At 55.7% G+C, this 26,060-nt stretch carries 26 protein-coding genes (1 of these 26 only partly in view); 17 read left to right on the forward strand and 9 right to left on the reverse strand.

Going from position 1 to position 26,060, the window contains the following annotated elements; all coding sequences use genetic code 11:
* The 3 genes in view from hrpB to AC0JZ1_RS17510 are tightly spaced (at most 57 nt apart) and all read left to right on the forward strand, a layout consistent with a single transcriptional unit that may run on beyond the window.
* Positions 1-2,191, forward strand: partial view of an ATP-dependent helicase HrpB gene (gene hrpB / locus AC0JZ1_RS17500; RefSeq protein ID WP_471883725.1) — the 3' portion only. It extends 272 nt beyond the left edge of the window; the window shows 2,191 of its 2,463 coding nt (coding positions 273-2,463); the start codon falls outside the window, past its left edge; the stop codon is at positions 2,189-2,191.
* A 2-nt stretch (positions 2,192-2,193) separates the two neighbouring features.
* Entirely contained in the window at positions 2,194-3,504 is a 1,311-nt protein-coding gene (locus AC0JZ1_RS17505) for an ActS/PrrB/RegB family redox-sensitive histidine kinase (RefSeq protein WP_471883726.1), read from the forward strand.
* 57 nt (positions 3,505-3,561) lie between these two features.
* Positions 3,562-4,143 carry an ActR/PrrA/RegA family redox response regulator transcription factor gene (locus AC0JZ1_RS17510; RefSeq protein ID WP_471883727.1) on the forward strand — a complete coding sequence of 194 codons (582 nt, stop codon included), beginning with the start codon at positions 3,562-3,564 and terminating at the stop codon, positions 4,141-4,143.
* Positions 4,144-4,149: 6 nt separating this feature from the next.
* On the opposite strand, the gene AC0JZ1_RS17515 is transcribed toward AC0JZ1_RS17510, so the two are convergent.
* Positions 4,150-4,641 carry an MmcB family DNA repair protein gene (locus AC0JZ1_RS17515; RefSeq protein ID WP_471883728.1) on the reverse strand — a complete coding sequence of 164 codons (492 nt, stop codon included), beginning with the start codon at positions 4,639-4,641 and terminating at the stop codon, positions 4,150-4,152.
* Between the two features lie 315 nt (positions 4,642-4,956).
* Here AC0JZ1_RS17515 and AC0JZ1_RS17520 point away from each other — a divergent pair, with 315 nt between their 5' ends.
* The gene (locus tag AC0JZ1_RS17520; protein ID WP_471883729.1) at positions 4,957-5,637 is read left to right on the forward strand and encodes a L,D-transpeptidase; all 681 of its coding nucleotides are present in this window, start codon (positions 4,957-4,959) and stop codon (positions 5,635-5,637) included.
* Between the two features lie 153 nt (positions 5,638-5,790).
* On the opposite strand, the gene AC0JZ1_RS17525 is transcribed toward AC0JZ1_RS17520, so the two are convergent.
* The 5 genes from AC0JZ1_RS17525 to hslV form a co-directional block, all read right to left on the reverse strand.
* Complete coding sequence (locus tag AC0JZ1_RS17525) at positions 5,791-7,962, reverse strand: malate synthase G (RefSeq protein WP_471883730.1); 2,172 nt, start codon at positions 7,960-7,962, stop codon at positions 5,791-5,793.
* Positions 7,963-8,041: 79 nt separating this feature from the next.
* Positions 8,042-9,442, reverse strand: a complete 1,401-nt coding sequence (locus AC0JZ1_RS17530; protein WP_471883731.1) for a cytochrome P450 — start codon at positions 9,440-9,442, stop codon at positions 8,042-8,044.
* A 43-nt stretch (positions 9,443-9,485) separates the two neighbouring features.
* On the reverse strand, positions 9,486-10,406 hold the full coding sequence (locus AC0JZ1_RS17535; RefSeq protein ID WP_471883854.1) for a DUF1402 family protein: 921 nt from the start codon (positions 10,404-10,406) through the stop codon (positions 9,486-9,488).
* A 236-nt stretch (positions 10,407-10,642) separates the two neighbouring features.
* On the reverse strand, positions 10,643-11,950 hold the full coding sequence (gene hslU, locus AC0JZ1_RS17540) for an ATP-dependent protease ATPase subunit HslU (protein ID WP_471883732.1): 1,308 nt from the start codon (positions 11,948-11,950) through the stop codon (positions 10,643-10,645).
* A gap of 72 nt (positions 11,951-12,022) precedes the next feature.
* Complete coding sequence (gene hslV / locus AC0JZ1_RS17545; RefSeq protein ID WP_471883733.1) at positions 12,023-12,547, reverse strand: ATP-dependent protease subunit HslV; 525 nt, start codon at positions 12,545-12,547, stop codon at positions 12,023-12,025.
* A gap of 194 nt (positions 12,548-12,741) precedes the next feature.
* Here hslV and hisB point away from each other — a divergent pair, with 194 nt between their 5' ends.
* From hisB to coaA, 7 genes are read left to right on the forward strand one after another with little or no spacing between them, the layout of a single operon-like run.
* Positions 12,742-13,338: an imidazoleglycerol-phosphate dehydratase HisB gene (gene hisB / locus AC0JZ1_RS17550; protein ID WP_471883734.1), complete on the forward strand. Its 597-nt coding sequence runs from the start codon at positions 12,742-12,744 to the stop codon at positions 13,336-13,338.
* Positions 13,339-13,355: 17 nt separating this feature from the next.
* Positions 13,356-13,838 carry a DUF2628 domain-containing protein gene (locus AC0JZ1_RS17555; RefSeq protein ID WP_471883735.1) on the forward strand — a complete coding sequence of 161 codons (483 nt, stop codon included), beginning with the start codon at positions 13,356-13,358 and terminating at the stop codon, positions 13,836-13,838.
* Positions 13,838-14,488 carry an imidazole glycerol phosphate synthase subunit HisH gene (hisH, locus tag AC0JZ1_RS17560; RefSeq protein ID WP_471883736.1) on the forward strand — a complete coding sequence of 217 codons (651 nt, stop codon included), beginning with the start codon at positions 13,838-13,840 and terminating at the stop codon, positions 14,486-14,488. The genes AC0JZ1_RS17555 and hisH overlap by 1 nt, the downstream gene beginning before the upstream one ends.
* 2 nt (positions 14,489-14,490) lie before the next feature.
* Positions 14,491-15,234, forward strand: coding sequence for a 1-(5-phosphoribosyl)-5-[(5-phosphoribosylamino)methylideneamino]imidazole-4-carboxamide isomerase (gene hisA / locus AC0JZ1_RS17565; protein WP_471883737.1), 744 nt, complete (start codon positions 14,491-14,493; stop codon positions 15,232-15,234).
* Positions 15,231-16,016, forward strand: coding sequence for an imidazole glycerol phosphate synthase subunit HisF (gene hisF / locus AC0JZ1_RS17570; RefSeq protein ID WP_471883738.1), 786 nt, complete (start codon positions 15,231-15,233; stop codon positions 16,014-16,016). Before hisA ends, hisF begins: the two co-directional genes overlap by 4 nt.
* Positions 16,017-16,340: a phosphoribosyl-ATP diphosphatase gene (locus AC0JZ1_RS17575; protein ID WP_471883739.1), complete on the forward strand. Its 324-nt coding sequence runs from the start codon at positions 16,017-16,019 to the stop codon at positions 16,338-16,340.
* Positions 16,337-17,323 (forward strand): type I pantothenate kinase, encoded by a 987-nt coding sequence (gene coaA, locus AC0JZ1_RS17580; RefSeq protein WP_471883740.1) that lies wholly within the window; start codon positions 16,337-16,339, stop codon positions 17,321-17,323. The genes AC0JZ1_RS17575 and coaA overlap by 4 nt, the downstream gene beginning before the upstream one ends.
* A 31-nt stretch (positions 17,324-17,354) precedes the next feature.
* Here coaA and AC0JZ1_RS17585 read toward each other — a convergent pair whose 3' ends face one another.
* From AC0JZ1_RS17585 to AC0JZ1_RS17595, 3 genes are all read right to left on the reverse strand, one after another.
* Positions 17,355-17,972 (reverse strand): alpha-ketoglutarate-dependent dioxygenase AlkB family protein, encoded by a 618-nt coding sequence (locus AC0JZ1_RS17585; RefSeq protein WP_471883741.1) that lies wholly within the window; start codon positions 17,970-17,972, stop codon positions 17,355-17,357.
* 3 nt (positions 17,973-17,975) lie between these two features.
* Positions 17,976-18,410, reverse strand: coding sequence for an alternative ribosome rescue aminoacyl-tRNA hydrolase ArfB (gene arfB, locus AC0JZ1_RS17590; protein WP_471883742.1), 435 nt, complete (start codon positions 18,408-18,410; stop codon positions 17,976-17,978).
* A gap of 92 nt (positions 18,411-18,502) precedes the next feature.
* Positions 18,503-20,113, reverse strand: coding sequence for a phosphoenolpyruvate carboxykinase (locus AC0JZ1_RS17595; RefSeq protein ID WP_471883743.1), 1,611 nt, complete (start codon positions 20,111-20,113; stop codon positions 18,503-18,505).
* Positions 20,114-20,445: 332 nt separating this feature from the next.
* On the opposite strand from AC0JZ1_RS17595, the gene AC0JZ1_RS17600 reads away from it, so the two are divergent.
* The 6 genes from AC0JZ1_RS17600 (at position 20,446) to ahcY (ending at position 25,961) form a co-directional block, all read left to right on the forward strand.
* Positions 20,446-21,171: a response regulator transcription factor gene (locus AC0JZ1_RS17600; RefSeq protein ID WP_471883744.1), complete on the forward strand. Its 726-nt coding sequence runs from the start codon at positions 20,446-20,448 to the stop codon at positions 21,169-21,171.
* A gap of 126 nt (positions 21,172-21,297) precedes the next feature.
* Positions 21,298-23,082 (forward strand): stimulus-sensing domain-containing protein, encoded by a 1,785-nt coding sequence (locus tag AC0JZ1_RS17605; protein ID WP_471883745.1) that lies wholly within the window; start codon positions 21,298-21,300, stop codon positions 23,080-23,082.
* Positions 23,079-23,567, forward strand: a complete 489-nt coding sequence (locus AC0JZ1_RS17610; RefSeq protein ID WP_471883746.1) for an HPr kinase/phosphorylase — start codon at positions 23,079-23,081, stop codon at positions 23,565-23,567. The genes AC0JZ1_RS17605 and AC0JZ1_RS17610 overlap by 4 nt, the downstream gene beginning before the upstream one ends.
* 105 nt (positions 23,568-23,672) lie before the next feature.
* Entirely contained in the window at positions 23,673-24,074 is a 402-nt protein-coding gene (locus tag AC0JZ1_RS17615; protein ID WP_471883747.1) for a PTS sugar transporter subunit IIA, read from the forward strand.
* Positions 24,075-24,082: 8 nt separating this feature from the next.
* Positions 24,083-24,358, forward strand: a complete 276-nt coding sequence (locus tag AC0JZ1_RS17620) for an HPr family phosphocarrier protein (RefSeq protein ID WP_471883748.1) — start codon at positions 24,083-24,085, stop codon at positions 24,356-24,358.
* A 202-nt stretch (positions 24,359-24,560) separates the two neighbouring features.
* Positions 24,561-25,961, forward strand: coding sequence for an adenosylhomocysteinase (gene ahcY, locus AC0JZ1_RS17625; protein ID WP_471883749.1), 1,401 nt, complete (start codon positions 24,561-24,563; stop codon positions 25,959-25,961).
* Positions 25,962-26,060 lie beyond the last annotated feature (99 nt).

Below are 26,060 nucleotides of genomic sequence, written 5' to 3' on the forward strand. Positions count from 1 at the left end.
GGACAACCGAATTTCGGCTGCAACCCGCATTGAGGTGGTGACTGAAGGTGTGTTTGCCCGGATGATTCTGGAGGACCCTGAACTGGGCGGCATATCGGTCGTGCTATTCGATGAATTTCACGAACGGTCTCTGGACGCAGATTTTGGCCTGGCTTTGGCGCTTGATAGTCAATCCGCATTGCGGGACGATCTACGCATCATAGTCATGTCCGCAACGCTGGATGTCGAGCGCATCGGACACCTTATGGATCAAGCGCCCGTGGTGCGAAGCGAGGGCCGCGCCTTCCCCATCGAGATTCTCCACCGTGAGCGTAACGCGCAGGAACGAATTGAAGAAACTGTTGCCCGCGCAGTTTGGGGCTCGCTTGATTCAGAGCCGGGATCGATTCTCGCTTTCCTGCCAGGGCAGGCTGAAATTCGTCGAACAGCTGATAAGCTGGCGGTTAGCCTCCCAAAAGATGTAGTTCTTGCACCCCTCTATGGTGCGCTTTCGCAACGCGAACAAGATCTGGCGATCAAACCGGCTCCTGAAGGCCGGCGTAAGGTGGTTCTAGCAACATCCATTGCGGAAACCTCGATCACGATTGATGGCGTTCGAATTGTCATCGACAGCGGTCTTCAACGTCTCCCGGTTTATGAGCCATCCACCGGCATCACACGGCTGGAAACGGTGCGAGTGTCCCGCGCTTCCGCAGATCAAAGAGCGGGTCGCGCAGGACGAACGGAACCGGGCATAGCCATTCGGCTGTGGCATTCGGGCCAGACTGCGTCCTTGCCTGCTTTTACACCGCCCGAAATTCTGGCAACCGACCTTTCAAGTTTCGCACTCGACCTCGCCCATTGGGGGGTGCGCGATCCATCTACCCTTCACTTCCTTGATCAGCCGCCGCCCGCCGCCTTGGCAGAGGCACGTCAGCTTCTCAAGATGATGGGTGCATTGGATGAACAAGACAGCCTGACCTCGCTTGGCAAACGCATCCGCGACCTCGCGCTCCCGCCGCGTCTTGCTGCCATGGTCATCAAGGGTTCAGAGCAAGGGCAAGCTCTGCTCGCCGCTCGTCTTGCTATCCTGATGACTGAGCAGGGGCTTGGGGGCAACGATATTGATCTCGATGCGAGGCTACGCCAGTTCGGCTACGAGAAAGGTGAGCGTGCAGAAGCTGCGCGTGGTTTGGCGCGACGTATGGCTGAATCACTTGGAAAGCCGATGGACCAAACGACCTCCCTCACGGCTGGCCAGCTTCTTTTGCATGCTTATCCAGATCGTGTGGCCATACAACGAGGCGCGCGCGGACGATTTGTCATGGCCAATGGCAGAGGTGCGGAGATTCCAGAAACAGAGAGATTGGCAGCAGCACGCCACCTCGTCATCGCAGATTTGACCGGACGTGCAGCCCAAGGACGGGTCCTCGCCGCAGCGGAAGTAACCAGGCAGGATATTGAGTCGGAATTGACCCACGCAATTCAAAGAGGTGCCGAAAGCTTTTTTGAGCCGCAGAGCGGACAAGTTCGCGCGCGATCTGTCGTGAGGCTAGGCGCGCTCATGCTGGAGGAATCTCCCCTTGCCCGACCCACAGGCGCGGCAGCGGCGACAGGATTGGCAGATGGAGTGCGGCAACTCGGCCTAAGCGTGCTTTCCTTTACAAAGGAGGCTGAACAGCTGCGGGACCGCATTGGCTTTCTTCATAGGACGGTGGGTGAGCCATGGCCCGCAGTGGATGATGAAAGTCTCATCGCTCGGCTGGAGGAATGGTTCACTCCCTTCCAGACCGGACGAACCAGTCTCGCCAGCGTCGATGCCGGCAGCCTTATGGAAGGGTTGAAATCGCTGGTTCCGTTTGAAGTGCGGCATGATCTTGCACGCATGGCACCGACCCATTTCGAAGCACCAACAGGCCAGAGGCATCCTGTTCGTTATGATGGTGAGGAGCCAGTTCTCTCCATTCGCGTGCAGGAACTCTTCGGCCTGAAAACGCATCCCTCTGTCGCCGGTGGCAAATTGCCGCTACTGTTGGAGTTGACTTCGCCAGCTCATCGGCCAATCCAGACAACGCGCGATCTTCCTGGCTTTTGGGCCGGTTCCTGGAGAGACGTGCGGGCCGATATGCGGGGTCGCTATCCCAAGCACCCGTGGCCAGAAGATCCGGCAAATGCGGCACCGACGCACAGAGCCAAGCCTAGAGGCACCTGAAAATGGAAACCACTTCCATACGCCATGTTCGCTTTGGCCGCAGCAATCGCAGCCTTCGGCTTCAAACTCTGATCTGGCTTCGTTGGCTTGCAGTCGCAGGGCAAACACTGACCGTATTTATCGTGACGGTCGTTCTCCATTTCCAGATGCCCGTGCTGGAAACCGGCCTGCTGATCGTGGCGCTGGCTGTGGTGAACCTCGTACTTGCGTTACGCTATCCTCCCACCCATCGTCTACAGCCGGGAGCAGCTTTGGCGTTGTTGGGCTTCGATCTCTTGCAGATGGGAAGTCTGCTGTTCATGACGGGTGGATTAGCTAACCCATTTGCCGCCCTCCTCTGCGTTCCGGTCATTATATCCTTCGCATCGCTTCCCCTGCGCTACTCCTTGTGTCTGCTTGCCTTTGCGATGATCTGCACGACAGCGCTTTCGATTACGCCTTACGCGGTGCCTTGGCATGAGGGAGAGACACTGGTGGTGCATCCATTCCTTCAACTTGGCTTCTGGTGCGCTATCATTTCCATGATGGTTTTCGCAGCCTTCTATGCCTACCGTGTTTCCATGGAGGCGACGCTATTGGCCGATGCCCTTGCGGCGACAGAGCTGGTCCTGGAGCGCGAAAAGCACCTTTCCCAGTTGGATGGGCTGGCAGCGGCGGCAGCGCATGAATTGGGTACCCCTTTGGCAACCATCAGCGTCGTTGCAAAGGAGATGGAGCGTGAACTGAAGAATGACGAGAAGTTCGGAGAGGATGTGGCGCTTCTCAGAAGCCAGAGCGAGCGCTGCCGCGATATCTTGCGCAGGCTAACCTCTCTTTCGGCAGAAGGTGAGGACCACCTTCGCCGCTTGCCGCTCTCTTCCCTTATGGAGGAAGTCATTGCGCCTCACCGCCAATTCGGAATTGAACTTGTGCTGGTCGAAAAGGGCGAGAAATCCAGCGAACCAGTAGGCGCGCGCAACGCCGCAATCATGTATGGATTAGGCAACCTCATCGAAAACGCTGTCGATTTCGCCCGTGAAACGGTGACAATCACCGTGGAGCATACGGCTTCCATCGTTTCCATAACGATCGAAGATGATGGAACAGGCTTCGCTCCGGATGTTTTAACCCATATTGGCGAACCCTATATGTCCTCCAGGAGCCGGCAGGATGAACGCGCGGGCGGCTTGGGACTTGGTCTTTTCATTGCTAAAACGCTTCTGGAGCGTTCGGGCGCACAACTGACCTTCACCAACCGCGCAACGGGCGCTAGCGGCGCAAAGATCACGATCCTGTGGCCACGCGATGCAATGGATATCAAGGGCCGCGTTTGAGCTAAATCAGGTCGAAGCTCGTATAAGAATGTGAGGAATGATCTAAGGAGAATGAAGATGGATGTGAATAATATGGAGGCGCTCGAGCAAGCCGGCTCCGAAATGGACATTGGTCCCGATGCCTCCTTGCTCCTTGTTGATGACGATGTGCCATTCCTGCGGCGTCTTGCCCGGGCCATGGAGAGCCGAGGCTTTCAAGTGGAAACTGCGGAATCCGTCGCGGAGGGCATCGCCAAGGCCAAAGCAAGGCCTCCAAAATTTGCCGTGGTGGATCTCCGTTTGGGTGATGGAAATGGCCTGGACATCATCGAAGCAATCCGCAGCGGTCGAGAAGACACGCGCGTTATCGTCCTGACGGGCTACGGCAACATCGCCACGGCTGTCACAGCGGTGAAACTAGGAGCGGTCGACTATCTCTCAAAACCCGCCGATGCGGATGATGTCTTCGCTGCCTTGACGCAAAGGCCAGGAGAAAAGGCTGATGTGCCGGAAAACCCGATGTCGGCAGATCGCGTCCGCTGGGAACATATTCAGCGGGTTTACGAGATGTGTGAGAGAAATGTCTCTGAAACCGCACGGCGTCTGAATATGCATCGCCGCACACTTCAGCGCATTCTTGCCAAACGTGCACCACGCTGAACGATCCTATTCCATGTCCTCAAAGCTGCGGCCTGTGGCCCATTCCGCAGCCAACAAGCGTTGGGCAGCTATACGGCCGAAACTGAGTGTTACGCTTTTGCGCGTAGCCGGTGATAGTTTCGTCTCTGGTGCCTCTCGCATAACATAGGCGCCATAACCATCGGATACCAGAAGTCCGCACTCTTCTGGAAAAATGTCCAGCGGCACATCCGCATGGGTTGCGAAAAGCAGGCGATCACTAAAATCGCGATAATCTGGCCACTTCTTATCTGTCCGAAAATCCTCGATGGAGGTCTTGATCTCAATGATCCAGATCTCCCCCTTTGGTGAAAGGCTGATCAGGTCCGCGCGCCGGCCATTGGCGAGCGTCAATTCCGGCAGGACGGCATGGCGCATTTCGCTCAATAAAATTTGCACGCCTCGGCGCACCATCATGGCCCGCTGCGATTGGCGTCCATCAATGAGTGGGCTGGCCGACCCTATATTCACAAGCGTCATTCTTATCTTCCCAATTGCCGCTCTCTGCCTTTGGCAGGCAAAATGAGCGCGAATCATGTGGGTACATCGGTGCATAGCGCGAATTTGCGGGGATTTTCAGACATTCCCTTGAAGTGACAGAGCCGAGGTTGTGAGTGGAGATAGCGCTCATCCGCAGTAGCATCTGTTGCAAAAAGGCCATGCCTCATTTCATTTGTGCAACCGCGAAGAGTTCAACCCGCTCATGGCCTTGCCAAGCTTGGCATTCCCTCAATAAACCTCAATCAGAGGCGGCTTTCAACGCTGCCGTATACACCCCTAGTCCAAGAGAAATCCATGCGCATCCGCACCAGCATGATCGCGTCCGGCCTGGTTTCCATTCTTGCCTTGGCCGGCTGCTCCACGACCTCCTCCGGCACAAACCCTGAAACCAAGGTCGCTGCCGTTCGCACAGAAACCAATCAGATCTTTACGGATGCCTACGGCCCTGTAACGGATGCTGGCTACGCGCTTCCCGCCATTCCGATTAACAGGGTGGATAAGAAGTTCCAGCGTCAGATCGTGGATTTCGATAGCAAAGAGCGTCCTGGCACGATCATCGTGAACACGCGCGAGCGCTTCCTTTATTACATCCTGCCGAACGGCAAGGCTGTTCGCTATGGCATCGGCGTTGGCAAGCAGGGCTTTGCATGGTCCGGTGAAGCTTATGTTGCATGGAAGCAGGAATGGCCTATGTGGCATCCGCCGAAGGAAATGGCGGAGCGTCGTCCCGATGTGGCTCGCTATGTCGAAAAGGGTATGGAGCCCGGTCCCCATAACCCGCTTGGGGCTCGCGCCATGTATCTGTTTAATGAAAAGGGCCAGGACACGCTGTTCCGTCTCCATGGCACCCCTGAATGGGCTTCCATCGGCACCGCTGCCTCTTCTGGCTGCATTCGCCTGATGAACCAGGACGTGATCGACCTTTACAGCCGTGTCCGTCCGGGCCGTGCAACCAAGGTTGTCGTGATCCAATAATTACGGCTGACATCAGTCTCTTCAACGGCGCGCCATCGGTGCGCCGTTTTCGTTTCTCTCTGATATAAAACCGGTTTTGATCGACCTCAGGAAAAATGCGTCGATACGACTGCATCGACGCCCTCCTCAATAGAGTAAATCAGTCGAGAGGAATTATGCCTTTTTCATCTTAGCCTTGGCTTCAAGGCGACGACGGTGAAGAACCGGCTCCGTATAGCCGTTTGGCTGCTCCCTACCCTTTAGAACCAATTCGAGGGCCGCCTGGAATGCAACCGAATCATCGAAACGTCCAGCCATAGGCAGATAAGCCGAATCACCTGCATTCTGACTATCCACCACAGCCGCCATACGTTTCATGGTTTCAATGATCTGCTGTTCCGTCACCAGCCCGTGATGCAGCCAATTGGCCATGTGCTGAGCGGAAATGCGCAATGTCGCACGATCTTCCATCAGGCCGATATTGTTAATGTCCGGCACCTTGGAGCAGCCGACCCCCTGGTCAACCCAACGCACGACATAGCCAAGAATGCCCTGTGCATTGTTGTCCAATTCGCGCTGAACCTCTTCTGCCGTCCAATTTGGCCGCGATGAAACCGGGACGGACAGGATGTCGGACAGTTTGGCGCGAGGGCGAGATTTCAACTCGTCCTGAACCTCCGCCACGTTGACCTTGTGGTAATGCGTGGCGTGAAGGGTGGCAGCCGTAGGCGACGGAACCCAGGCAGTATTCGCCCCAGCCTTGGGATGCGCGATTTTCTGCTCCAACATTGCCGCCATCAGATCAGGCATGGCCCACATGCCCTTGCCGATCTGCGCATGACCGGAAAGACCGCAGGAAAGACCGATATCGACATTCCAGTTTTCGTAGGCGGAGATCCACGCCGCCTGCTTCATGTCGCCCTTTCGGATCATCGGGCCCGCTTCCATAGAGGTGTGAATTTCGTCACCCGTGCGATCCAGGAAGCCGGTATTGATGAAGACAACACGATCCTTTGCCTGGCGAATCGCCTCTTTGAGGTTCACCGTCGTGCGCCGCTCCTCGTCCATGATCCCCATTTTGATGGAGTTCTGAGCCATGCCGAGCGCCTTTTCCACGCGAGAGAAAATCTCACAGGCGAAAGCCACTTCCTCGGGCCCATGCATCTTTGGCTTCACGACATACATGGAACCAGCGCGTGAATTCATGCGGCGACCATTCGGTCCAATGTCATAAAGGGCGATCAAGGCAGTGATCATGGCATCCATGATGCCTTCCGGCACTTCGCGGCCGTCACGATCTAGAATGGCGGGATTGGTCATCAAATGCCCGACATTGCGAACCAGCATCAGCGAGCGGCCTGGAAGCACGGCTGCTGAGCCATCCGGCGCGGTAAAGGAAATATCCGCGTTAAGCGCTCGAATGAATGTATTGCCCGCCTTTGTCACCTCTTCCTGAAGGTCGCCCTTCATCAGGCCCAGCCAGTTGCGGTAAACAACAACTTTGTCTTCCGCGTCCACAGCGGCTACCGAATCCTCGCAGTCCATGATTGTCGTGATGGCTGATTCCACCCAGACATCGGAAATATGGGCGGGATCATCCTTGCCGATAGCCGTGGAAGCATCGATTCTGAGTTCGATATGCAGCCCATTGCGACGCAGCAACACATTCGTTGGAGCTGATGCGGCCCCCTTGTAGCCGGCAAATTGCTGAGGATCGGAAAGTGAGGTTATTTGCTCCCCGCGTTTCACGTGAATCGATCCATCACTTACTGAGAAGCCGGTGACATCAGTCCATTCACCGTCTTGCAAAGGCACCGATTCATTAAGGAAGTTGCGCGCCCAGGCAATGACCTTCGCGCCCCGAACCGGATTATAGCCCCTGCCCTTCTCGGCACCGTCGGCTTCCGAAATAGCGTCGGTTCCATAAAGAGCATCGTAGAGAGAACCCCAACGCGCATTAGCGGCATTGAGAGCATATCGCGCATTCATCACCGGAACGACCAGCTGGGGACCCGCGATGGTCGCGATCTCGGCATCGACATTCTCAGTCGAAACCGTGAAGTCCGGCCCTTCTGGCAGGAGATAGCCAATCTCCTTCAGAAAGCTCTCATAGGCTGCAAGATCAGAGGGTGAACCGTTCTTGCGATACCATTCGTCCAACTTCTCCTGGAGCGCATCGCGCTTGGCAAGAAGTTCACGGTTTTTGGGCGCAAGCTCATGCACGATATTGGAGAATTCCGCAAAGAAACGCTCTGGATCGACGCCACTGCCCGGCAAGGCTTCCTCCACCAGAAACCGGTGAAGTGTCTCATCCATTGCTAATCCGTTCACATCGATTCGGCTCATCGGCGTCCTCCATCATTCGCTTATGTTGCGGTTCTTGCGCGATGGAGGGGCTTAGTCAATGCGGCATTGGTGGGATGGCTCAAGATGAGCGTGCGGAAACCCGCATCGGAAGCCCGTCCTTCGGCTGCGTGGTCAGGCGCTGAACCGGCCAGGGTTTGAAATCTGCTACTGCATCAAAACGGAACTTTCGCATCAGAACCGCCAAGGCAATGACCGCTTCCTGAAGGGCAAAAGTTGCGCCGATACAGGTTCTCGGTCCCGCACCGAAGGGAAGATATTGAAAGCGGTCAATATTTCCTCGGTGTTCCGGCAGGAAACGCTCAGGGATGAAGGCGCGTGGCTTTTCCCAGTAGAGTTGATGGCGATGCAGCGTCCACGGCATAACCAGAATTGTCGTTCCCGCCGCGATATGCACCCTTTCACCAGCCGGGCTGGTCCAGCTATCATCCTTGATGGCGGCGCGGTTGATGGATGGAGCAGGTGGATAAAGCCGCATTCCCTCCTCGAAGGCGGCCCTCACGTGAGGCATCCGATCGAGCCATTCCACAGGCTCGGCACCGCTTTCGACCACGCTGTCGATCTCGGCTTCCATAAGCTCACGAAACTGTGGCGCATGGGCGAGACAATAGAGCGTCCAAGCCAGCGCTCGCGCCGTCGTCTCATGCCCGGCACCGATGAAAGTCAGGATATTGTCTTCGATTTCATCAAGCGTCAGCCCATCGGGACCATCCAGCTCCAATAGGAGCGTCAAAAAATCATCCGGCGTGTTGGCGCGATCCTGTCGCATCTGGTTCTTGCGCTGCTCCATCGTCAAGCGAACGATTTCGCGAAATTTGCCCAGCACCTTCGCGCCGCCTATCCGCGTTATGCGAGGCACCCAGGGAGGTGCTCGCAGAAGATCCATAGGATCGACTCGTCCCATGCGATGAAGAAGATCATCGACATCATCGGCAAAGTTATCGCTGGTGGTTACGATGTCGCCGGAAAACAGAGTTTCAGACAGGATGGCGAAGGCCAGCTCCGTCATATCGACGGAAATATCGAAGCTACGTCCTTGCCTGCCCACATCCTCATACTTTTCAAGAAATTCCTCGGATTTCGCCAGCATCTTGCCTGCAAAGCCCTTGGCATGACGTGGCGTGAACACGGGTGCCATGGCTTTGCGAGAGCGTTTCCACACCGGCCCCTCTGCCGTCAGAAGGCCATCGCGCAAAATTGGCCGCAGAATAAGCTGGCGGATTTCCGACATCTCGTAGTTCTGGGCATTATCCACTAACACATAGCGGATCAGACGCGGATCGTTGATGATCAAGGTACGTTCTGAAAAGAACTTCGAGTCGATCCACGGAAGCGTGTAGGAGGGTTCGCCCCAGAGTTCCAGCGGATTGCGGAACACCGTCCTGATGATATCGAGACGTGACGGAATCGTGGTGCGCGGCTGCGGTGCCGGTGGTTCGAAGGGTTCCGGTCGCATATCCATGGGCCTGTTCTCCAAAGAGATTAACAGACCTCTATATCAGCACTCAAAGAAGCGATTTCAATTCGGACAGCTTCTGATTGACCAACCAGCCGTAGTAATTTTCTTCCGGCAACGCGCCCGCACCATTGCGATTGCGGGCGGCAAGGGCTGCTGCACGGCTAGCGGAGTTGCCTACGTTATAGAGTGTCGCCGTGATACCAGGATTTTTCGAGATATCCATGCCAGCAATGTCTGCATAGTCATCGATGGAGCGGCGGATGGTCGCGGCCATATAGGCCAGCGTCTTGTCCGGGTCCATGATGGCTTTGTAGACGCCTTGCGCATCGGATGGCTCGAGCTTGGGATAGCCGGATTTGGCAGCCACCATGTCTGATTGCATCAAAGCCGTCAGCGGATTGATTTGTCCAAGGCCAAAGGTCTGACCGGCATAAAATGGCTGGAAGAAGACGGCGCTGAACCGATCATCGGGATAAGACTTGCCATCCACGGTCTTGCCGCGAAACGCCTGCTCCCACACCGCCTCACGGCAGGACCACAGGCGATAGGAATCACTGAAGCGGTCGCATTTGTCGAACTGGCTGCGCGACGTGAACTGATCGACAGACTCGCCTTTATAGCCAAAGCGGAAGTTGTCGCCCGCATAGGCCGCAGCCTTCACATAATAGGATTGAAGGCGATCATAAGCATCGACGTTGTAAGTGTGTTCCCCGACAATCGCCCCAATAATGTGAATAGGATCGATGTCATACCGCTGTGCCGTCTGCTTGATCTTGGAGATCAATGCGCGATCGCCTGCCAACAGATCACGGATCTTCTCATACTTGTCGTCAAAGGTCGTGCGACCCTCACGCGTGCGGCGAACCGAAGCGCCGGGAATGCGCGGTTGCTCTGCGTTACGGTTACCGGGCGGCACAACCGTCAGACTGGCAGCTTCCGCGAAAGGAAGGCTCCAGGCAAAAACCATGAGCAAGGCAAGAACGGCGCGCTTCAAGATCGACTATCCTAGGATGTGGTTGTTAGGGCTTTCACTCGGCTGATGTCGCGGCAGCGAATCACACGTAATTGTCGCCATCGACATGATTTAGGTGACCCATACTGAATTAAAGGCTGCGGAGTCGAGCCCACAGCCTTCAATTAACTGTCAGTGATCGTACGGTGCAAAAGGGCCGTTGCACCCTTGCCACGGCCCTTTTTGCAAATTCAAAGAATGTAGCGGGAGAGATCCGTATCGGCTGCGATGTCTCCAACATGCTCACGCACGTAGCCGGCATCGATCATCGCCGAGCTTCCAGACCTGTCAGGAGCATTGAATGAGATTTCATCCAATACCCGTTCCATCACGGTTTGCAGACGTCGAGCCCCGATATTCTCAACCGACGAATTGAGGTGCACCGCCACATCGGCCAGCGCATCAATCGCATCTTCCGTGAAGTCGAGCGAGAGTTGCTCGGTTTCCATCAGTGCTTTGTACTGTCGGATCAGGCTCGCTTCTGTTTCCGTAAGGATACGGCGGAAATCTTCCTTGGAAAGCGGCTTCAACTCAACGCGAATGGGCAAACGGCCCTGAAGTTCCGGCAAAAGATCCGAGGGCTTGGCCACATGGAAGGCACCGGATGCGATGAAAAGAATATGATCCGTCTTTACCGGGCCGTATTTCGTAGAAACCGTCGTTCCTTCCACCAGTGGCAGCAGGTCTCGTTGAACGCCTTCGCGGGAAACGCCAGCACCCACGCCGCCATCACGCGCCGCGATCTTATCGATTTCATCAAGGAACACGATGCCATCGTTTTCGACCGCCCGAACGGCTTCACGCTGAATGACTTCGTTATCAATTAACTTATCGGATTCATCCCGGATCAATTCGCCGTAAGATTTGGAAACGGTCGTGCGCACCTTCTTCGTGCGTCCTCCCATGGCCTTGCCAAACATTTCCGATAGGTTCAGCACGCCAATATTGGCACCTGGCATACCCGGAATTTCAAAGCCTGGCATCCCGGCACCGGTATCGGCAACTTCAATGTCGATTTCCTTGTCATCCAGCTCGCCAGCGCGCAGCTTCTTGCGAAATGTTTCACGTGTGGCAGGCGAAGCGGTGGAACCCACCAGTGCATCCAGAACACGTTCCTCCGCCGAGGCATGGGCCTTGGCCTGAACTTCCGCCCGTTTCTTTTCGCGGATAAGGCCAATGCCGATCTCAACGAGATCGCGAATGATCTGCTCCACATCACGGCCCACATAGCCCACTTCGGTGAACTTCGTGGCTTCAACCTTGATGAAGGGCGCGCCGGCGAGCTTTGCCAGGCGGCGCGAGATTTCCGTCTTGCCGACGCCCGTTGGCCCGATCATCAGAATATTTTTCGGCATCACTTCGTCGCGCAGACTTTCATCCAGCTGCTGACGACGCCAGCGATTGCGAAGCGCAATGGCAACGGCGCGCTTCGCTTCGTGCTGACCGATGATGTAACGGTCCAACTCGGAAACAATCTCTCTTGGAGAAAAAGTCGTCATGTCATCCTCTTGGCGTCTCAACTGCACCGGCTCATCAAGCCCGGTCGCAGGGACCCTGTTGATTGAAGGAAATTACTCGGCGTCCAAAGTCTCAACCACGAGATTGTGGTTGGTATAGACGCAAATTTCTGCGGCAATATCGAGCGCCTGACGGGCAATCTCTTCCGCGCTCTTGTCGCTATCCATCATGGCGCGGGCAGCGGCATAAGCGTAATTGCCGCCAGAACCGATGGCGATTGTGCCATGCTCAGGCTCCAGAACATCGCCGTTGCCGGTAATGGCAAGTGTGATCTGCTTGTCGGCCACCAGCATCATGGCTTCGAGGTTGCGCAGATATTTGTCGGTGCGCCAGTCCTTGGCAAGCTCTACGGCAGCGCGCATCAACTGCCCGGGATATTGCTCCAGCTTTCTTTCAAGCCTGTCCAGCAGTGTGAAAGCATCTGCGGTCGCGCCTGCAAATCCAGCAATCACCTCACCCTTGCCAATACGCCGAACCTTGCGCGCATTGCCCTTCATGACGGTCTGGCCAAGACTGACCTGACCGTCTCCTGCCATGATCACCTTGCCGCCTTTGCGCACGGTAATGATTGTCGTCATATCTACACCTGTCGTCCGCTCTGACGGACTTACCAAATTGCCGGCTTATTCCGACCGTTGGCTCTCATGTAAGTGCGTCGTTTGCGATTGCAAATGGCCGAAGACTTGTTCGCCATACATTCGGAATCGTTTGCACGGCAGCGGTGTCACTGATAAGCAGCGTTCAGTTTTCCGTGTTCAGGACGGGTGAGAAAATGAGCGAACGCCGCGCTTCCATATCGCGCAAGACCAACGAGACGTCGATTTCCGTCAGTGTCAATCTGGATGGAACCGGCACCTCGAAGATCGAGACAGGCATCGGCTTTTTCGATCATATGCTGGAACAGCTTTCCAGACATTCGCTCATCGACATGGAAATCGATTGCAAGGGTGATCTGCATATCGATGATCATCATTCCGTGGAAGATACCGGCATCGCTATCGGCCAGGCCATTTCGAAGGCTCTTGGAGACCGTCGAGGCATCACCCGTTACGCTTCGCTCGATCTCGCCATGGATGAAACAATGACCAAGGCGGCAGTCGATCTATCGGGTCGACCGTTCCTCGTTTGGAACGTCATCTTCACATCTCCCAAGATCGGCACGTTCGATACGGAACTTGTTCGCGAATTCTTCCAGGCCCTCGCGCAGAACGCTGGCATTACGCTGCATGTTCTCAATCATTACGGTGCTAACAGCCATCATATCGCGGAAACCTGCTTCAAGGCAGTGGCCCGTGTTCTGAGAACGGCAACCGAAATTGATCCGAGGCAGGCCGGACGCGTTCCTTCCACGAAGGGCACGCTCGTCTAAGTCTCGCAGGAGGGCTCTTGAAGAGTTTTCTCGTATTACTGCCTCCCGGCGGCCCGACAACCGACCATCGCACCACACGCTTTATTGCGGATAAGATGGTCTGGGCGGCGTTCGTCTTTCCCGGCCCCTGGTTGCTGTTGCAACGGTGCTGGCTGTGGGGAATTATCGTTTTCGCCGTGCAGATGTTTGCTGGTAGCCTGATGGAATGGCCAGGGTTTTTCTGGACAGGCTTTTGTGCCCAAATAGCGCTAGGAATTCTAGTTGGGCTTGAAGGCCGTCAGCTGGTGGTGCGTCGCCTGGTGAAGCGCGGCTGGACCCTTGATTCCGTCGTTACCGCACCCGATCTCTCTACTGCTGAGCAAATCTATTTTTCTGGTCCCGCAGGACGGGTTCAGCCACAGACAGTTCCAAATCCGGATTGGTCGCAGCGCAGTGCTGTAAAGCCGGCCCTTCAGGGGTCTGCGCCGGCTTTGGGTCTCTTCGATATAGGAAAGCACTGATGCGGGTGGCAATCATCGACTACGGTTCGGGCAATCTTCGCTCGGCCACCAAGGCTTTTGAACGCGCAGCGCGCGAAGCGGGTCTCGACGCTCAGATCGATCTCACCGATCACCCCGAAACCGTTGCTGCGGCAGATCGGATCGTTCTTCCGGGGGTGGGTGCCTATGCCGATTGCCGCAGGGGGCTTGCTGCAGTTTCCGGTATGGAAGACGCGCTGATGGACACTGTAAAGACGAAGGGTCGTCCCTTCCTCGGCATTTGTGTCGGTATGCAGCTGATGTCTACCCGCGGGCTTGAGAAGGAAACCACCAATGGTTTGGACTGGATTTCCGGTGATGTATGCGAAATGACGCCTGCGGATCCGAACCTCAAAATCCCGCAAATTGGCTGGAATACGCTGACCCTCCACCACCCTCATCCGCTATTTGAAGGCATTCCCACGGGGCCTGATGGTCTGCACGCCTATTTTGTCCACTCCTATCACTTGGCGGCCACCAATTCGGAAGATGTCATTGCCACCACTAACTACGGTGGCCCGATGACAGCCTTTGTTGCCCATGAAAACACGGCAGGTGCTCAGTTCCACCCGGAAAAGAGCCAGAAGCTCGGCCTTGCCATGATCGCCAATTTCCTCCGCTGGAAGCCCTGAACATGATCCTATTTCCCGCAATCGACCTAAAGGATGGACAATGCGTTCGGCTGAAGCTGGGCGATATGGATCAGGCGACCATTTACAATCCCGATCCCGCAGCACAGGCCAAGGCTTTTGAAGATCAGGGTTTTGAGTGGCTTCATGTCGTCGATCTCGACGGCGCTTTTGCCGGTGAGAGCCGCAACGGTTTTGCCATTGATGCAATCCTGAAGGCCACGAAAAATCCCGTGCAATTGGGTGGCGGCATTCGAACGCTTGAGCATATCGAGGCTTGGTTGAGCCGTGGTCTGGCTCGCGTCATTCTCGGCACCGTTGCCGTTCGTAATCCCGCTCTAGTCATCGAAGCCTGCCAAAAGTTTCCAGGTCAGGTCGCCGTTGGAATCGACGCGAAGGGCGGCAAGGTTGCGGTTGAAGGCTGGGCAGAAGCCTCCGAGCTCGGCGTTATTGAACTTGCGAAGAAGTTTGAAGGTGCCGGTGTCGCAGCCATTGTTTACACCGATATCGACCGCGACGGTATTTTGACGGGTATCAATTGGACATCAACGCTGGAACTGGCAGAGGCCGTTTCCATCCCCGTCATTGCATCTGGCGGCTTGGCCTCGTTGGAGGATATCAAGCGGATGCTTCAGCCCGACGCTGCCCGTCTTGGAGGGGCCATTTCCGGCCGCGCTTTGTATGATGGTCGGATTGACCCTGCCGAGGCTCTTGCTTTGATCCGCGCTGCCAAGGGAGAAAAGGCATGACCCTCAAGGCCCGTGTCATTCCCTGCCTCGACGTGAAGGACGGTCGCGTAGTGAAAGGCGTCAACTTCGTTGACCTGATTGACGCTGGTGATCCGGTAGAGGCTGCTAAGGCCTATGATTTGGCGGGCGCTGATGAGCTTTGTTTTCTGGACATCACCGCCTCATCGGACAATCGCGATACGATCTTCGACGTTGTGGCCCAAACGGCGGAACATTGCTTCATGCCCGTCACCGTCGGGGGCGGCGTGCGTGCGGTCAGCGATATCCGCAAGCTCTTGCTTGCCGGTGCCGACAAGGTGTCGATTAATTCAGCTGCGGTGAAAAACCCGGATTTCGTGGCGGAAGCAGCCGACAAATTTGGCAATCAATGTATCGTTGTTTCGATCGATGCAAAGCGCGCCTCCACAGACGGTGAAGCACCTCGCTGGGAAATCTTTACCCACGGTGGGCGCCAGGCGACTGGCATTGATGCGGTGGAGTTTGCGATCCGCATGGTCGAACGCGGTGCGGGCGAGCTTCTCGTCACCTCGATGGACCGCGATGGCACCAAAAGCGGCTACGATATCGGTCTGACGCGCTCGATTGCGGATGCCGTACGCGTGCCGGTCATCGCCTCAGGTGGCGTCGGCGATCTGGATGATCTGGTTGCTGGCGTGAAGGAAGGCCATGCAACCGCCGTTCTGGCCGCCTCGATTTTCCACTTCGGCACCTATTCGATTGGTGAGGCCAAGCGCTATATGTCTGAGCACGGCATTGCCATGCGGCTGGACGAGGGTGCGTGAATGAGCGAGTTTACCCTCAACCAATTGGAATCGATTGTTGCGGAACGCGCCCAGGCCGATCCAGCGCAATCCTGGACCGCAAAACTCTATACTGCCGGACAGGAACGGGCGGCCAAGAAACTGGGCGAAGAAGCGGTAGAAACCGTTATCGCAGCAATCCAGGGCGATAGGAACGACCTTACGTCAGAGGCAGCTGATCTTCTCTATCATCTCATGGTCGTATTGAAGATTGCCGATATTCCGCTACAGGATGTATTGGATGAACTTCAACGCCGAACGGCCCAATCGGGCCTGCAGGAAAAGGCGAACCGAAAGCCAGCATGACGATCGCCAGCCAGCCCATTGAAGCGGATATACCCTCGACGGACAGCAGTTACTCTCCTTTCTTTCTGTTCCGCTCCGAAGAATGGGCTCGCTTCCGCGCTGATACGCCTCTCACCCTGACGGGAGATGAGGTCAAGCGGCTGCGCTCGCTGCATGATCCCATCGATCTGGATGAAGTCAGGCGCATCTATTTGTCTCTCTCGCGCCTGCTCTCGGCCCATGTTGAAGCCTCGCAGCTACTGTTTCAGCAGCGAAATCGGTTCTTGAGCCTTTCCGATCAGGTGAAGACACCATTTGTCATCGGCATCGCTGGCTCGGTGGCGGTCGGCAAATCGACCACGGCCCGTATTCTGCAAGAACTTCTCAAACGCTGGCCATCGAGCCCCAAGGTTGACCTTATCACGACGGACGGATTTCTATTTCCGAATGCTATCCTGAAGCGCGATAACTTGATGGAGCGGAAGGGCTTTCCTGAAAGCTACGACATTGGTGCGCTGCTTCGCTTTCTTTCCGCGATCAAGGCGGGCAAGCCGAACGTAAAGGCGCCGAGATATTCACACCTCACTTACGATGTCCTGCCCGATGACTTCAGCATCGTGGACAGGCCGGACATACTGATTTTTGAGGGCATAAACGTGCTCCAGTCCCGCACATTGCCAGAGGATGGCACTGCCGTACCCATGGTCTCGGACTTCTTCGATTTTTCGATCTATATCGATGCTGAGGAAGACCTCATCCATAATTGGTATGTGCAGCGTTTCATGCGTTTGCGCGAAACGGCGTTTCGCGATCCAAGCTCCTATTTCAACCGATACGCAACCGTTGATGAACAGGCAGCCTTGGATATTGCCGAGGGCCTCTGGCAAAACATCAACCTCAAGAACCTCCGCCAGAACATTCTGCCGACACGTCCTCGCGCCGACCTTATCCTACGCAAGGGTAGTAACCACTTGGTCGAGACGGTTGCGCTTCGTAAATTGTAAGCGATCCATCGCTGACAATAGAAACAGATCGTTAGCGATTGACCCGTCTTAGGGTGAGATTTATACGGCCGCCGTTTTTTAGAAGCGTCGATGTACCTGGATAAATTCGATCCACGCCGTGAAAAGCCAGTCTTCCCTCCCCGCCCAGAACGACGATATCACCGCTTTGTAATTTCACAGAACTGGTTTTCGCTGCGCGCTCCAGCCCGCCGATGCGAAACAGGCAACTATTGCCGAGGGAGATCGAAAGCACTGGCGCTTCAAGATCCTGCTCATCGCGGTCTTGGTGAAGGCCCATCTTGGCGTCATCGGAATAGAAATTGATCAAACATGCTTCCGGGGGCTTGCTGCTTTTGGCGTAGATCGCCCAGAGATCAAACAGTTGCTGTGGCATTTCAGGCCACGGCTTGCCGGTTACCGGATGCGTTTCCTGATACCGATAGCCCTTGTCCTTATCAGTCACCCAGCCAAGCAACCCACAATTCGTCATCCGCACTGACATAGGCTTTCCGGTCTTCGGCATCACAGGCGTGTAAAGCGGTGCTTCGCTGACAATCTCGCGAATGACATCTACCAGTTGCTGCTGTGCGTCCCGGTCAAGTGCTCCAGGATGATGTTCAATGTCGAGCGGTAGACGAATGACTGCCATGATTCACTCTCCGTCTGGACGGCCTCGCATCTTCTTGACTTCCGAGCGGCCCGACTTTTCCTTCAAGCGGCGCTCGATAGCGCCTTTGCTCGGTTTCGTCTTGCGACGCGGTGGCGGTGGCGGTTTGGCAGCCTCCAAAAGAAGTTCCCTCAAGCGCTCCCGAGCATCCTCTCGATTGCGTTCCTGGCTCCGGAACCGATTGGCCTCGATAATCAGAACTCCCTCTTTGGAAAGGCGGCGTCCGGCGAGCTTAGCGGCGTTTTCCTTGATGCGATCCGGCAAGGAAGGGGAGCTCATCAGGTTGAAGAACAGTTGAACGGCTGTCGACACCTTATTGACGTTCTGACCGCCCGGACCGCCAGCCAGCACGAATTGCTCCGTCAGTTCCCATCCGGCAAGGGTCAGTCGGCTGTTGATGATGAGGGGGTCGCTGGCCATGATTTTCTCCGTGGCCTTCTATTCCACAGAGAATGCAAAAAGAAAACCGCCGGGCGCAACGCACCGGCGGCTGTCTGTGTTCCGAGTAATGCTTATTCGGCAGCAGCCAGAAGACCCGGCGCTGCATCGCGCACCTTGCTGTCCACGTGATCTTCGAACTTGGCAAAGTTAGTCGTGAACATCGAAACTAGCTTCTTCGCCTGCGCATCGTAGGCACCGCCATCCGCCCAAGTGGAGCGAGGATCAAGGATAGAGGTCTCCACGCCCGGCACATTCACAGGAACCGCAAACCCGAAGTTTGCGTCCGTGCGGAATTCGGCCTTCTTTAGCTCGCCGTTGAGGGCCGCCGTCAACAGAGCGCGTGTCGCCTTGATCGGCATACGGCGGCCCGTGCCATAAGCGCCCCCGGTCCAGCCAGTGTTGACCAGCCAGCAATCAACCTCATGACGCGCAATCAAGTCGCGCAGCAGGTTGCCGTACTCTGTCGGGTGGCGAGGCATGAAAGGTGCGCCGAAGCACGTCGAGAAGGTGGCTTCTGGCTCAGTAACGCCCTTTTCCGTACCGGCAACCTTAGCCGTATAGCCGGAGAGGAAGTGGTACATGGCCTGCTCAGGTGTGAGCTTTGCAATTGGCGGCATGACGCCGAAGGCATCTGCCGTCAGCATGATGATCGTCTTCGGATGCGGTGCAATGCCGGTGGCAGACGCATTCGGAATGAAGTGCAGCGGGTAGGCGCTACGGGTGTTTTCGGTCAAAGACGAATCGTCGAAATTCGGAACGCGGTTTTCGTCCATAACGACATTTTCGAGAACGGTGCCGAAGCGGCGGGTCGCAGCGTAGATTTCCGGCTCGGCCTCTGCGGAAAGACGAATGGCCTTGGCATAGCAGCCACCCTCGAAGTTGAAGATGCCAGTTTCGCCCCAACCATGCTCGTCGTCGCCGATAAGTGTGCGGTTCGGATCAGCAGAAAGCGTGGTCTTGCCGGTGCCGGATAGACCAAAGAACACAGCCGAATCACCCTGCGGGCCAACATTGGCGGAGCAGTGCATGGGCATAACGCCTTTTTCCGGCAGCAGGTAATTGAGAACAGTGAAGACCGACTTCTTGTTTTCACCTGCGTAGGAAGTTCCGCCGATCAAAACGAGACCGTTGGCGAGATCGCAGGCAATCACGGTTTCCGAACGGCAGCCATGACGGGCTGGATCTGCACGGAAGCTCGGCAGGTTGATGATGGTCAACTTTTGCTGGAAGCTCGCAAGCGTCGAACGGTCCGGGCGAATCAGAAGATTGCGGATGAACAACGCGTGCCAGGCAAGTTCGGTCACAACGCGTGTCGGCAGCGCATTTTCCTTATCGGCACCGCCAATCAAGTCCTGCACATAAAGCGTCTTGCCAGCAGCATGAGCCAGCATGTCCTTCTTCAGGATTTCGAAATGCTCTGGCGAAAACGGCTTGTTGTTATCCCACCAGATCTTGCCTTCCGTCGTCGTGTCACGAACCACGAACTTATCCTTTGGAGAGCGGCCTGTGTGTTGACCGGTCACAGCGCGCAAAGCTCCATCCACCGTCAACTCAGCTTCACCATTGCGCAGAGCCGCTTCATAAAGCTCACTCTCGTTCAGGTTATAGTTGACGCGTTGAGCACCAACCAGACCGAGGGCTTCGATGCCGTTTGACGGGTTATGAACTCCGTGATGCTCCATGACGCGCTATCCTTTGGATCATGTTAACAATTGGCCGAACGCTAGCCATGGTTTCCTCCAAAGAGCAAGAGCAAAATGAAGAAAATATCAATAAAATCATATAATTAATCGATTTAAAGAATTTTTTGCTTTTTTAAATCGTTTAGATGACCATTGTATTCCGCCTCCTTCTAACGGACCAGAAAGGCCTTTTGACTGACCTTCTTCTGCCTACCCCTTTATCTTTGCCACAATTTGTTCCACCTTTATCCTCAAACACACGCTGAACTCGGGCGCGGCCCGACTGGGCCACAATCCAGGAGAAGCGTGACAGTATGGCGGAGACAGATAGAATGCAGACGATCGCCCTTGTAGATGACGACCGTAACATCCTCACTTCGGTTTCCATCGCCCTGGAAGCAGAGGGATACCGCGTCGAGACCTATACGGATGGAGCCTCTGCTCTGGACGGACTTCTTGCCCGTCCACCGCAACTGGCAATCTTCGACATCAAGATGCCCCGTATGGATGGAATGGAGCTTCTGCGCCGTCTCAGACAGAAGTCGGATCTCCCTGTTATTTTCCTCACCTCCAAGGATGAGGAGATCGACGAGTTGTTCGGCCTGAAAATGGGTGCGGATGACTTCATCACCAAGCCCTTCTCGCAGCGCCTTCTCGTTGAACGTGTCAAAGCCATTCTGCGCCGTGCGAGCGCCAAGGACGGCGCTGTTGCAGCCGGTGGCGCGCCGAAATCCGCAGCGGACCTGGCTGCCCGTACGCTTGAGCGCGGCCAGTTGGCGATGGATCAGGAGCGGCATACCTGCACATGGAAGGGCGAACCCGTTACGCTGACCGTGACTGAATTCCTTATCCTGCATTCGCTGGCGCAGCGCCCCGGCGTGGTGAAGAGCCGCGATGCCCTGATGGATGCCGCCTATGACGAGCAGGTCTATGTAGACGACCGCACCATCGACAGCCACATCAAGCGGCTTCGCAAGAAGTTCAAGATGGTCGACAATGATTTTGATATGATTGAAACGCTCTACGGCGTCGGCTACCGCTTCCGGGAAGCTGCCTAAACATTGAGTGGCTGGCAAATTTTTGCCTGCCCTCTGCCGTCAAACGCAAGCGACGGTTATAAAGCGCGAATCAAGCAATGCGCTTTCGGTTGCCTTCAGTATGGGACCGCGGGAAAGGAATTGGCCTTGGCCGATCAGGCACTCCATTCTGACGATGCAGGTGCGGGAGAGCAAGACGCTCCCCGCCCCACACGTCGGCTATGGAGGCATCCCTTTACCCTGATCCGGCGCATTTTCGGCAATGCGGTCTTTTCGAGCCTCACGCGCCGAATCCTGTTCTTCAACATTGCCGCGACAGTGGTTTTGGTCGCAGGCATTCTCTACCTCAATCAGTTTCGTGAAGGCCTGATTGATGCGCGAGTGGAGAGCCTGCTGACCCAGGGCGAGATTATTGCGGGTGCCATTTCTGCTTCCGCATCCGTGGATACCAACTCCATTACCATCGACCCGGAGAAACTGCTGGAGTTGCAGGCCGGTCAAAGCATCACGCCTGTTCCAAACGATGAAGATCTCGATTTCCCGATTGACCCAGAGCGTGTTGCGCCGGTTCTGCGGCGTCTGATTTCACCCACCCGAACACGCGCACGCCTGTTCGATGCCGACGCCAACCTTCTGCTGGACTCACGCCATCTCTATTCCCGCGGCCAGGTGCTGCGTTATGAATTGCCGCCGGTTGAAGGGGAATCGCAAACCTGGTCTGAATGGTTCACCAGCCAGATCAATCGTATGCTTCAGCCTGGTAACCTTCCTGCCTACAAGGAGGCACCGGGTGGCGATGGCTCGATCTATCCGGAAGTGATGAATGCCCTGACGGGCGTACGCGGTGCCGTGGTTCGCGTAACTGATAAAGGCGAACTCATCGTTTCTGTGGCCGTGCCGGTTCAGCGCTTCCGTGCCGTGCTGGGCGTCTTGCTGCTTTCCACGCAAGCGGGCGATATTGACAATATCGTTCACGCCGAACGTCTGGCTATCATGCGCGTGTTCGGCGTTGCAACACTCGTCAATATCCTTCTATCGCTGCTCCTCTCATCCACGATTGCCAATCCGCTACGCCGCCTCTCCGCTGCGGCCATTCGTGTGCGGCGTGGGGTAAAGCAGCGTGAGGAAATTCCGGATTTCTCCGCACGCCAGGATGAAATTGGAAACCTCTCGATCGCGCTGCGCGACATGACGAATGCGCTTTACGATCGGATTGATGCCATCGAGAGCTTTGCGGCGGATGTCAGCCACGAGCTGAAAAATCCTCTCACCTCCCTTCGAAGCGCGGTGGAGACCCTGCCACTGGCAAAGAACGAGGATTCGAAGCAGCGGCTGACCAATATCATTCTGCACGATGTGCGCCGTCTCGACCGTCTGATCAGCGATATTTCGGACGCCTCCCGCCTTGATGCGGAACTGGCGCGATCTGATTCAGCCCCCGTCAATATGGAGGTGCTGGTCGCTAATCTTGTCGATATATCCCGCCAGATTCGAACCGGCAGAAAGCCCGTCGATATTGATTTGACTGTCGATCATAAGCCGGGGACGAAATCCAATTATCTGGTTCAGGGTCACGATCTGCGTCTTGGCCAGATCATCACCAACCTCATCGAAAACGCGCGCTCCTTCGTGCCAGAAAAGGGCGGGCGGATTTCGATCAAGCTGTTCAAGAGCCGTAGCCGCTGCATCATTCAGGTGGATGATAACGGCCCTGGTATTCGAGCTGAAGATATCGACCGCATTTTCGAGCGCTTCTACACCGACCGTCCCGAAGGTGAGAGCTTTGGCCAGAATTCTGGCCTCGGCCTCTCCATTAGTCGCCAGATCGCAGAAGCCCACGGCGGCAGCCTTCGTGCTGAAAACCTTAGCGACGGACAATCAGTAACAGGCGCAAGATTCATTCTGTCCCTGCCTGCCGGGGATGCTGCGTGACACAAGCGCCGGTCAACCTCCATGCAACAGCCGTTGTGCTTGGCAAGCGAGGGATTCTGATCACCGGCCCTTCCGGCAGCGGCAAATCCAGCCTTGCTTTCACTTTGATGGCAGAAACAATCCGGCAAGGGTCCTTCGCCGCGCTCGTCTCAGACGATCAGGTTTTCATTCGGCGCCATTCAAACTGCATCATTGCCAAACGTCCAGCCTCGATCGCGGGACTCATCGAAATTCGTGGCAGCGGCATCGTCAAAGTCCCAAGCGTCGAAGAGTCGGAACTGCACCTTGCCGTTCGCGTCGTCTCGATTGAGAGCACCGAGCGCCTTCCTCCTCAGAATGAAAGTCTTGATTTGCCGCCCTTTGGTGCACTGCCACTCGTGCGAATTGCAGCCGGTTGTCGCACGCCTTTGGCTGTTTTGTCAGCACTTTGGCCAGAATTTTGTCGCGAAGAGCCGTTTAGAGGTCTCCTTTCGCTTGATTTTTGACTTGCACTTAGCCGAGACATGGAGAAGATGGCTTCCCACCGCCGTACTTCCTGTTGCAGTGCAAAACAGACGTCGGTCGTCATGCATAGTGGGGGATGATTTTAAATGATCGGACTTGTGCTTGTCACCCATGGCAAGCTAGCTGAGGAATTTCGACTGGCGCTCGAACATGTGGTCGGCCCTCAGAAACGCATTGAAACGGTCTGCATCGGACCCGAAGACGATATGGATAAACGGCGGCAGGACATTGTGGATGCCGTCGAAAAGGCCGAAGACGGCCATGGGGTGATCATCCTGACAGATATGTTCGGAGGCACGCCATCCAACCTTTCCATATCCGTAATGAGCAGTGGCAAGGTAGAGGTCATTGCTGGGGTCAACCTGCCGATGCTGATCAAGCTGGCAGGCGTGCGCGGCGAAAACGACATGCAAAAGGCGCTGGTGGAAGCATCGGATGCCGGCCGAAAATATATCAACGTTGCCAGCCGCGTTCTCAGCGGCAAGTGAAAGCTTCCATGTCATCCATCTCCCGGGAATTGCTAATCATCAACAAGCGTGGCCTTCATGCCAGAGCCTCTGCAAAATTCGTACAGATGGTGGAAACCTTCCAGGCAGAAGTGCATGTTTCCAAGGATGGAATGACAGTAGGCGGAACATCCATCATGGGGCTCATGATGCTGGCAGCGAGTCCGGGCTGCACGATTGAAGTTAGCGCCAGCGGCCCGGATGCCGAAAAAGCTATCGAAGCCTTGGCACATCTCGTAGAAGATCGCTTTGGCGAAGAGATGTAACAATCATATAAAGACTTCTTTATATCCTTATTGCTAGTTTCGGGTAAGGCTGCTACATCCGCAGCAGAGACGCCTGTGAATTTTTGACAAGCCATAGTGCCACCTGCCGTATGCACTATGGCCGGATTGTCATTAGGCGCAGAAACCGAAACCAGGGCTCTAGAAGTAATTCATGCTTTAGAGCCCGAGCTTGGAGATAACTATGAGCATCGAGAAAGACTATATCGTCGCGGATATCGGACTTGCCGATTTCGGCCGTAAGGAGCTGGATATCGCTGAGACCGAAATGCCGGGCCTTATGGCCTGCCGCGAAGAATTTGGTGGTTCCAAGCCGCTGAAAGGTGCGCGCATTTCTGGTTCGCTGCACATGACGATCCAGACGGCAGTTCTCATTGAAACCCTCAAGGTTCTGGGCGCAGACATTCGCTGGGCCTCCTGCAACATCTTCTCCACGCAGGACCATGCTGCTGCAGCCATTGCTGCTGCTGGCATTCCGGTTTTCGCAGTGAAAGGCGAAAGCTTGACGGAATATTGGGAATATACTGACCGGATATTCCAGTGGACCGATGGTGGTGTTTCAAACATGATCCTCGATGATGGCGGCGATGCGACCATGTACATCCTGCTGGGCGCACGCGCTGAAGCGGGAGAGAACGTTCTCTCAAACCCAGGTTCGGAAGAAGAAGAAATTCTGTTCGCACAGATCAAGAAGCGTCTTCAGGCTTCGCCAGGCTGGTTCACCAAGCAGCGTGATGCCATCCAGGGCGTGACGGAAGAAACCACCACGGGTGTTCACCGTCTTTACGATCTGGCCAAGAAGGGCCTGCTTCCCTTCCCGGCCATCAACGTCAATGACTCGGTCACCAAGTCAAAGTTCGACAACAAGTACGGCTGCAAGGAATCACTGGTTGACGGTATTCGTCGCGCAACTGACGTGATGATGGCTGGCAAGGTTGCTGTCGTGTGCGGTTACGGCGATGTGGGCAAGGGCTCTGCCGCGTCTCTCTCCGGCGCTGGCGCACGTGTGAAGGTGACGGAAGTCGATCCGATCTGCGCGCTGCAGGCTGCCATGGATGGCTATGAAGTGGTTCAGCTGGAGGATGTCGTTTCTTCCGCCGATATCTTCATCACCACGACCGGTAACAAGGACGTCATCCGCATCGAGCATATGCGCGAGATGAAGGATATGGCCATTGTCGGCAATATCGGTCACTTCGATAACGAAATTCAGGTTGCCTCGTTGCGGAACCTGAAGTGGACGAACATCAAGCCTCAGGTGGACATGATCCAGTTCCCGAAGGGCAACCGCATGATCCTTCTTTCAGAGGGCCGCCTGCTGAACCTCGGCAATGCAACGGGCCACCCGTCTTTCGTAATGTCCGCCTCCTTCACCAACCAGGTGCTCGGCCAGATCGAACTCTTTACCAAGGCTGAAGAGTACCAGCCGGGCGTTTACATCCTGCCGAAGCATCTCGATGAGAAGGTTGCGCGTCTGCATCTCGCCAAGCTTGGTGTGAAGCTGACGACGCTTTCTGACGAGCAAGCAGCTTATATTGGCGTGACACCGCAGGGTCCGTTCAAAGCAGAACACTACAGGTACTAATCCTACCTAAATTTTCCACAAGATATAGTGGCCGCGGGATTGACAATTCCGCGGCTTCTTTTTTGCCGTCAGCTCTTTGCCGAAATTTGCGAAGCAGAT

This window comes from Affinirhizobium capsici (genome assembly GCF_977018625.1).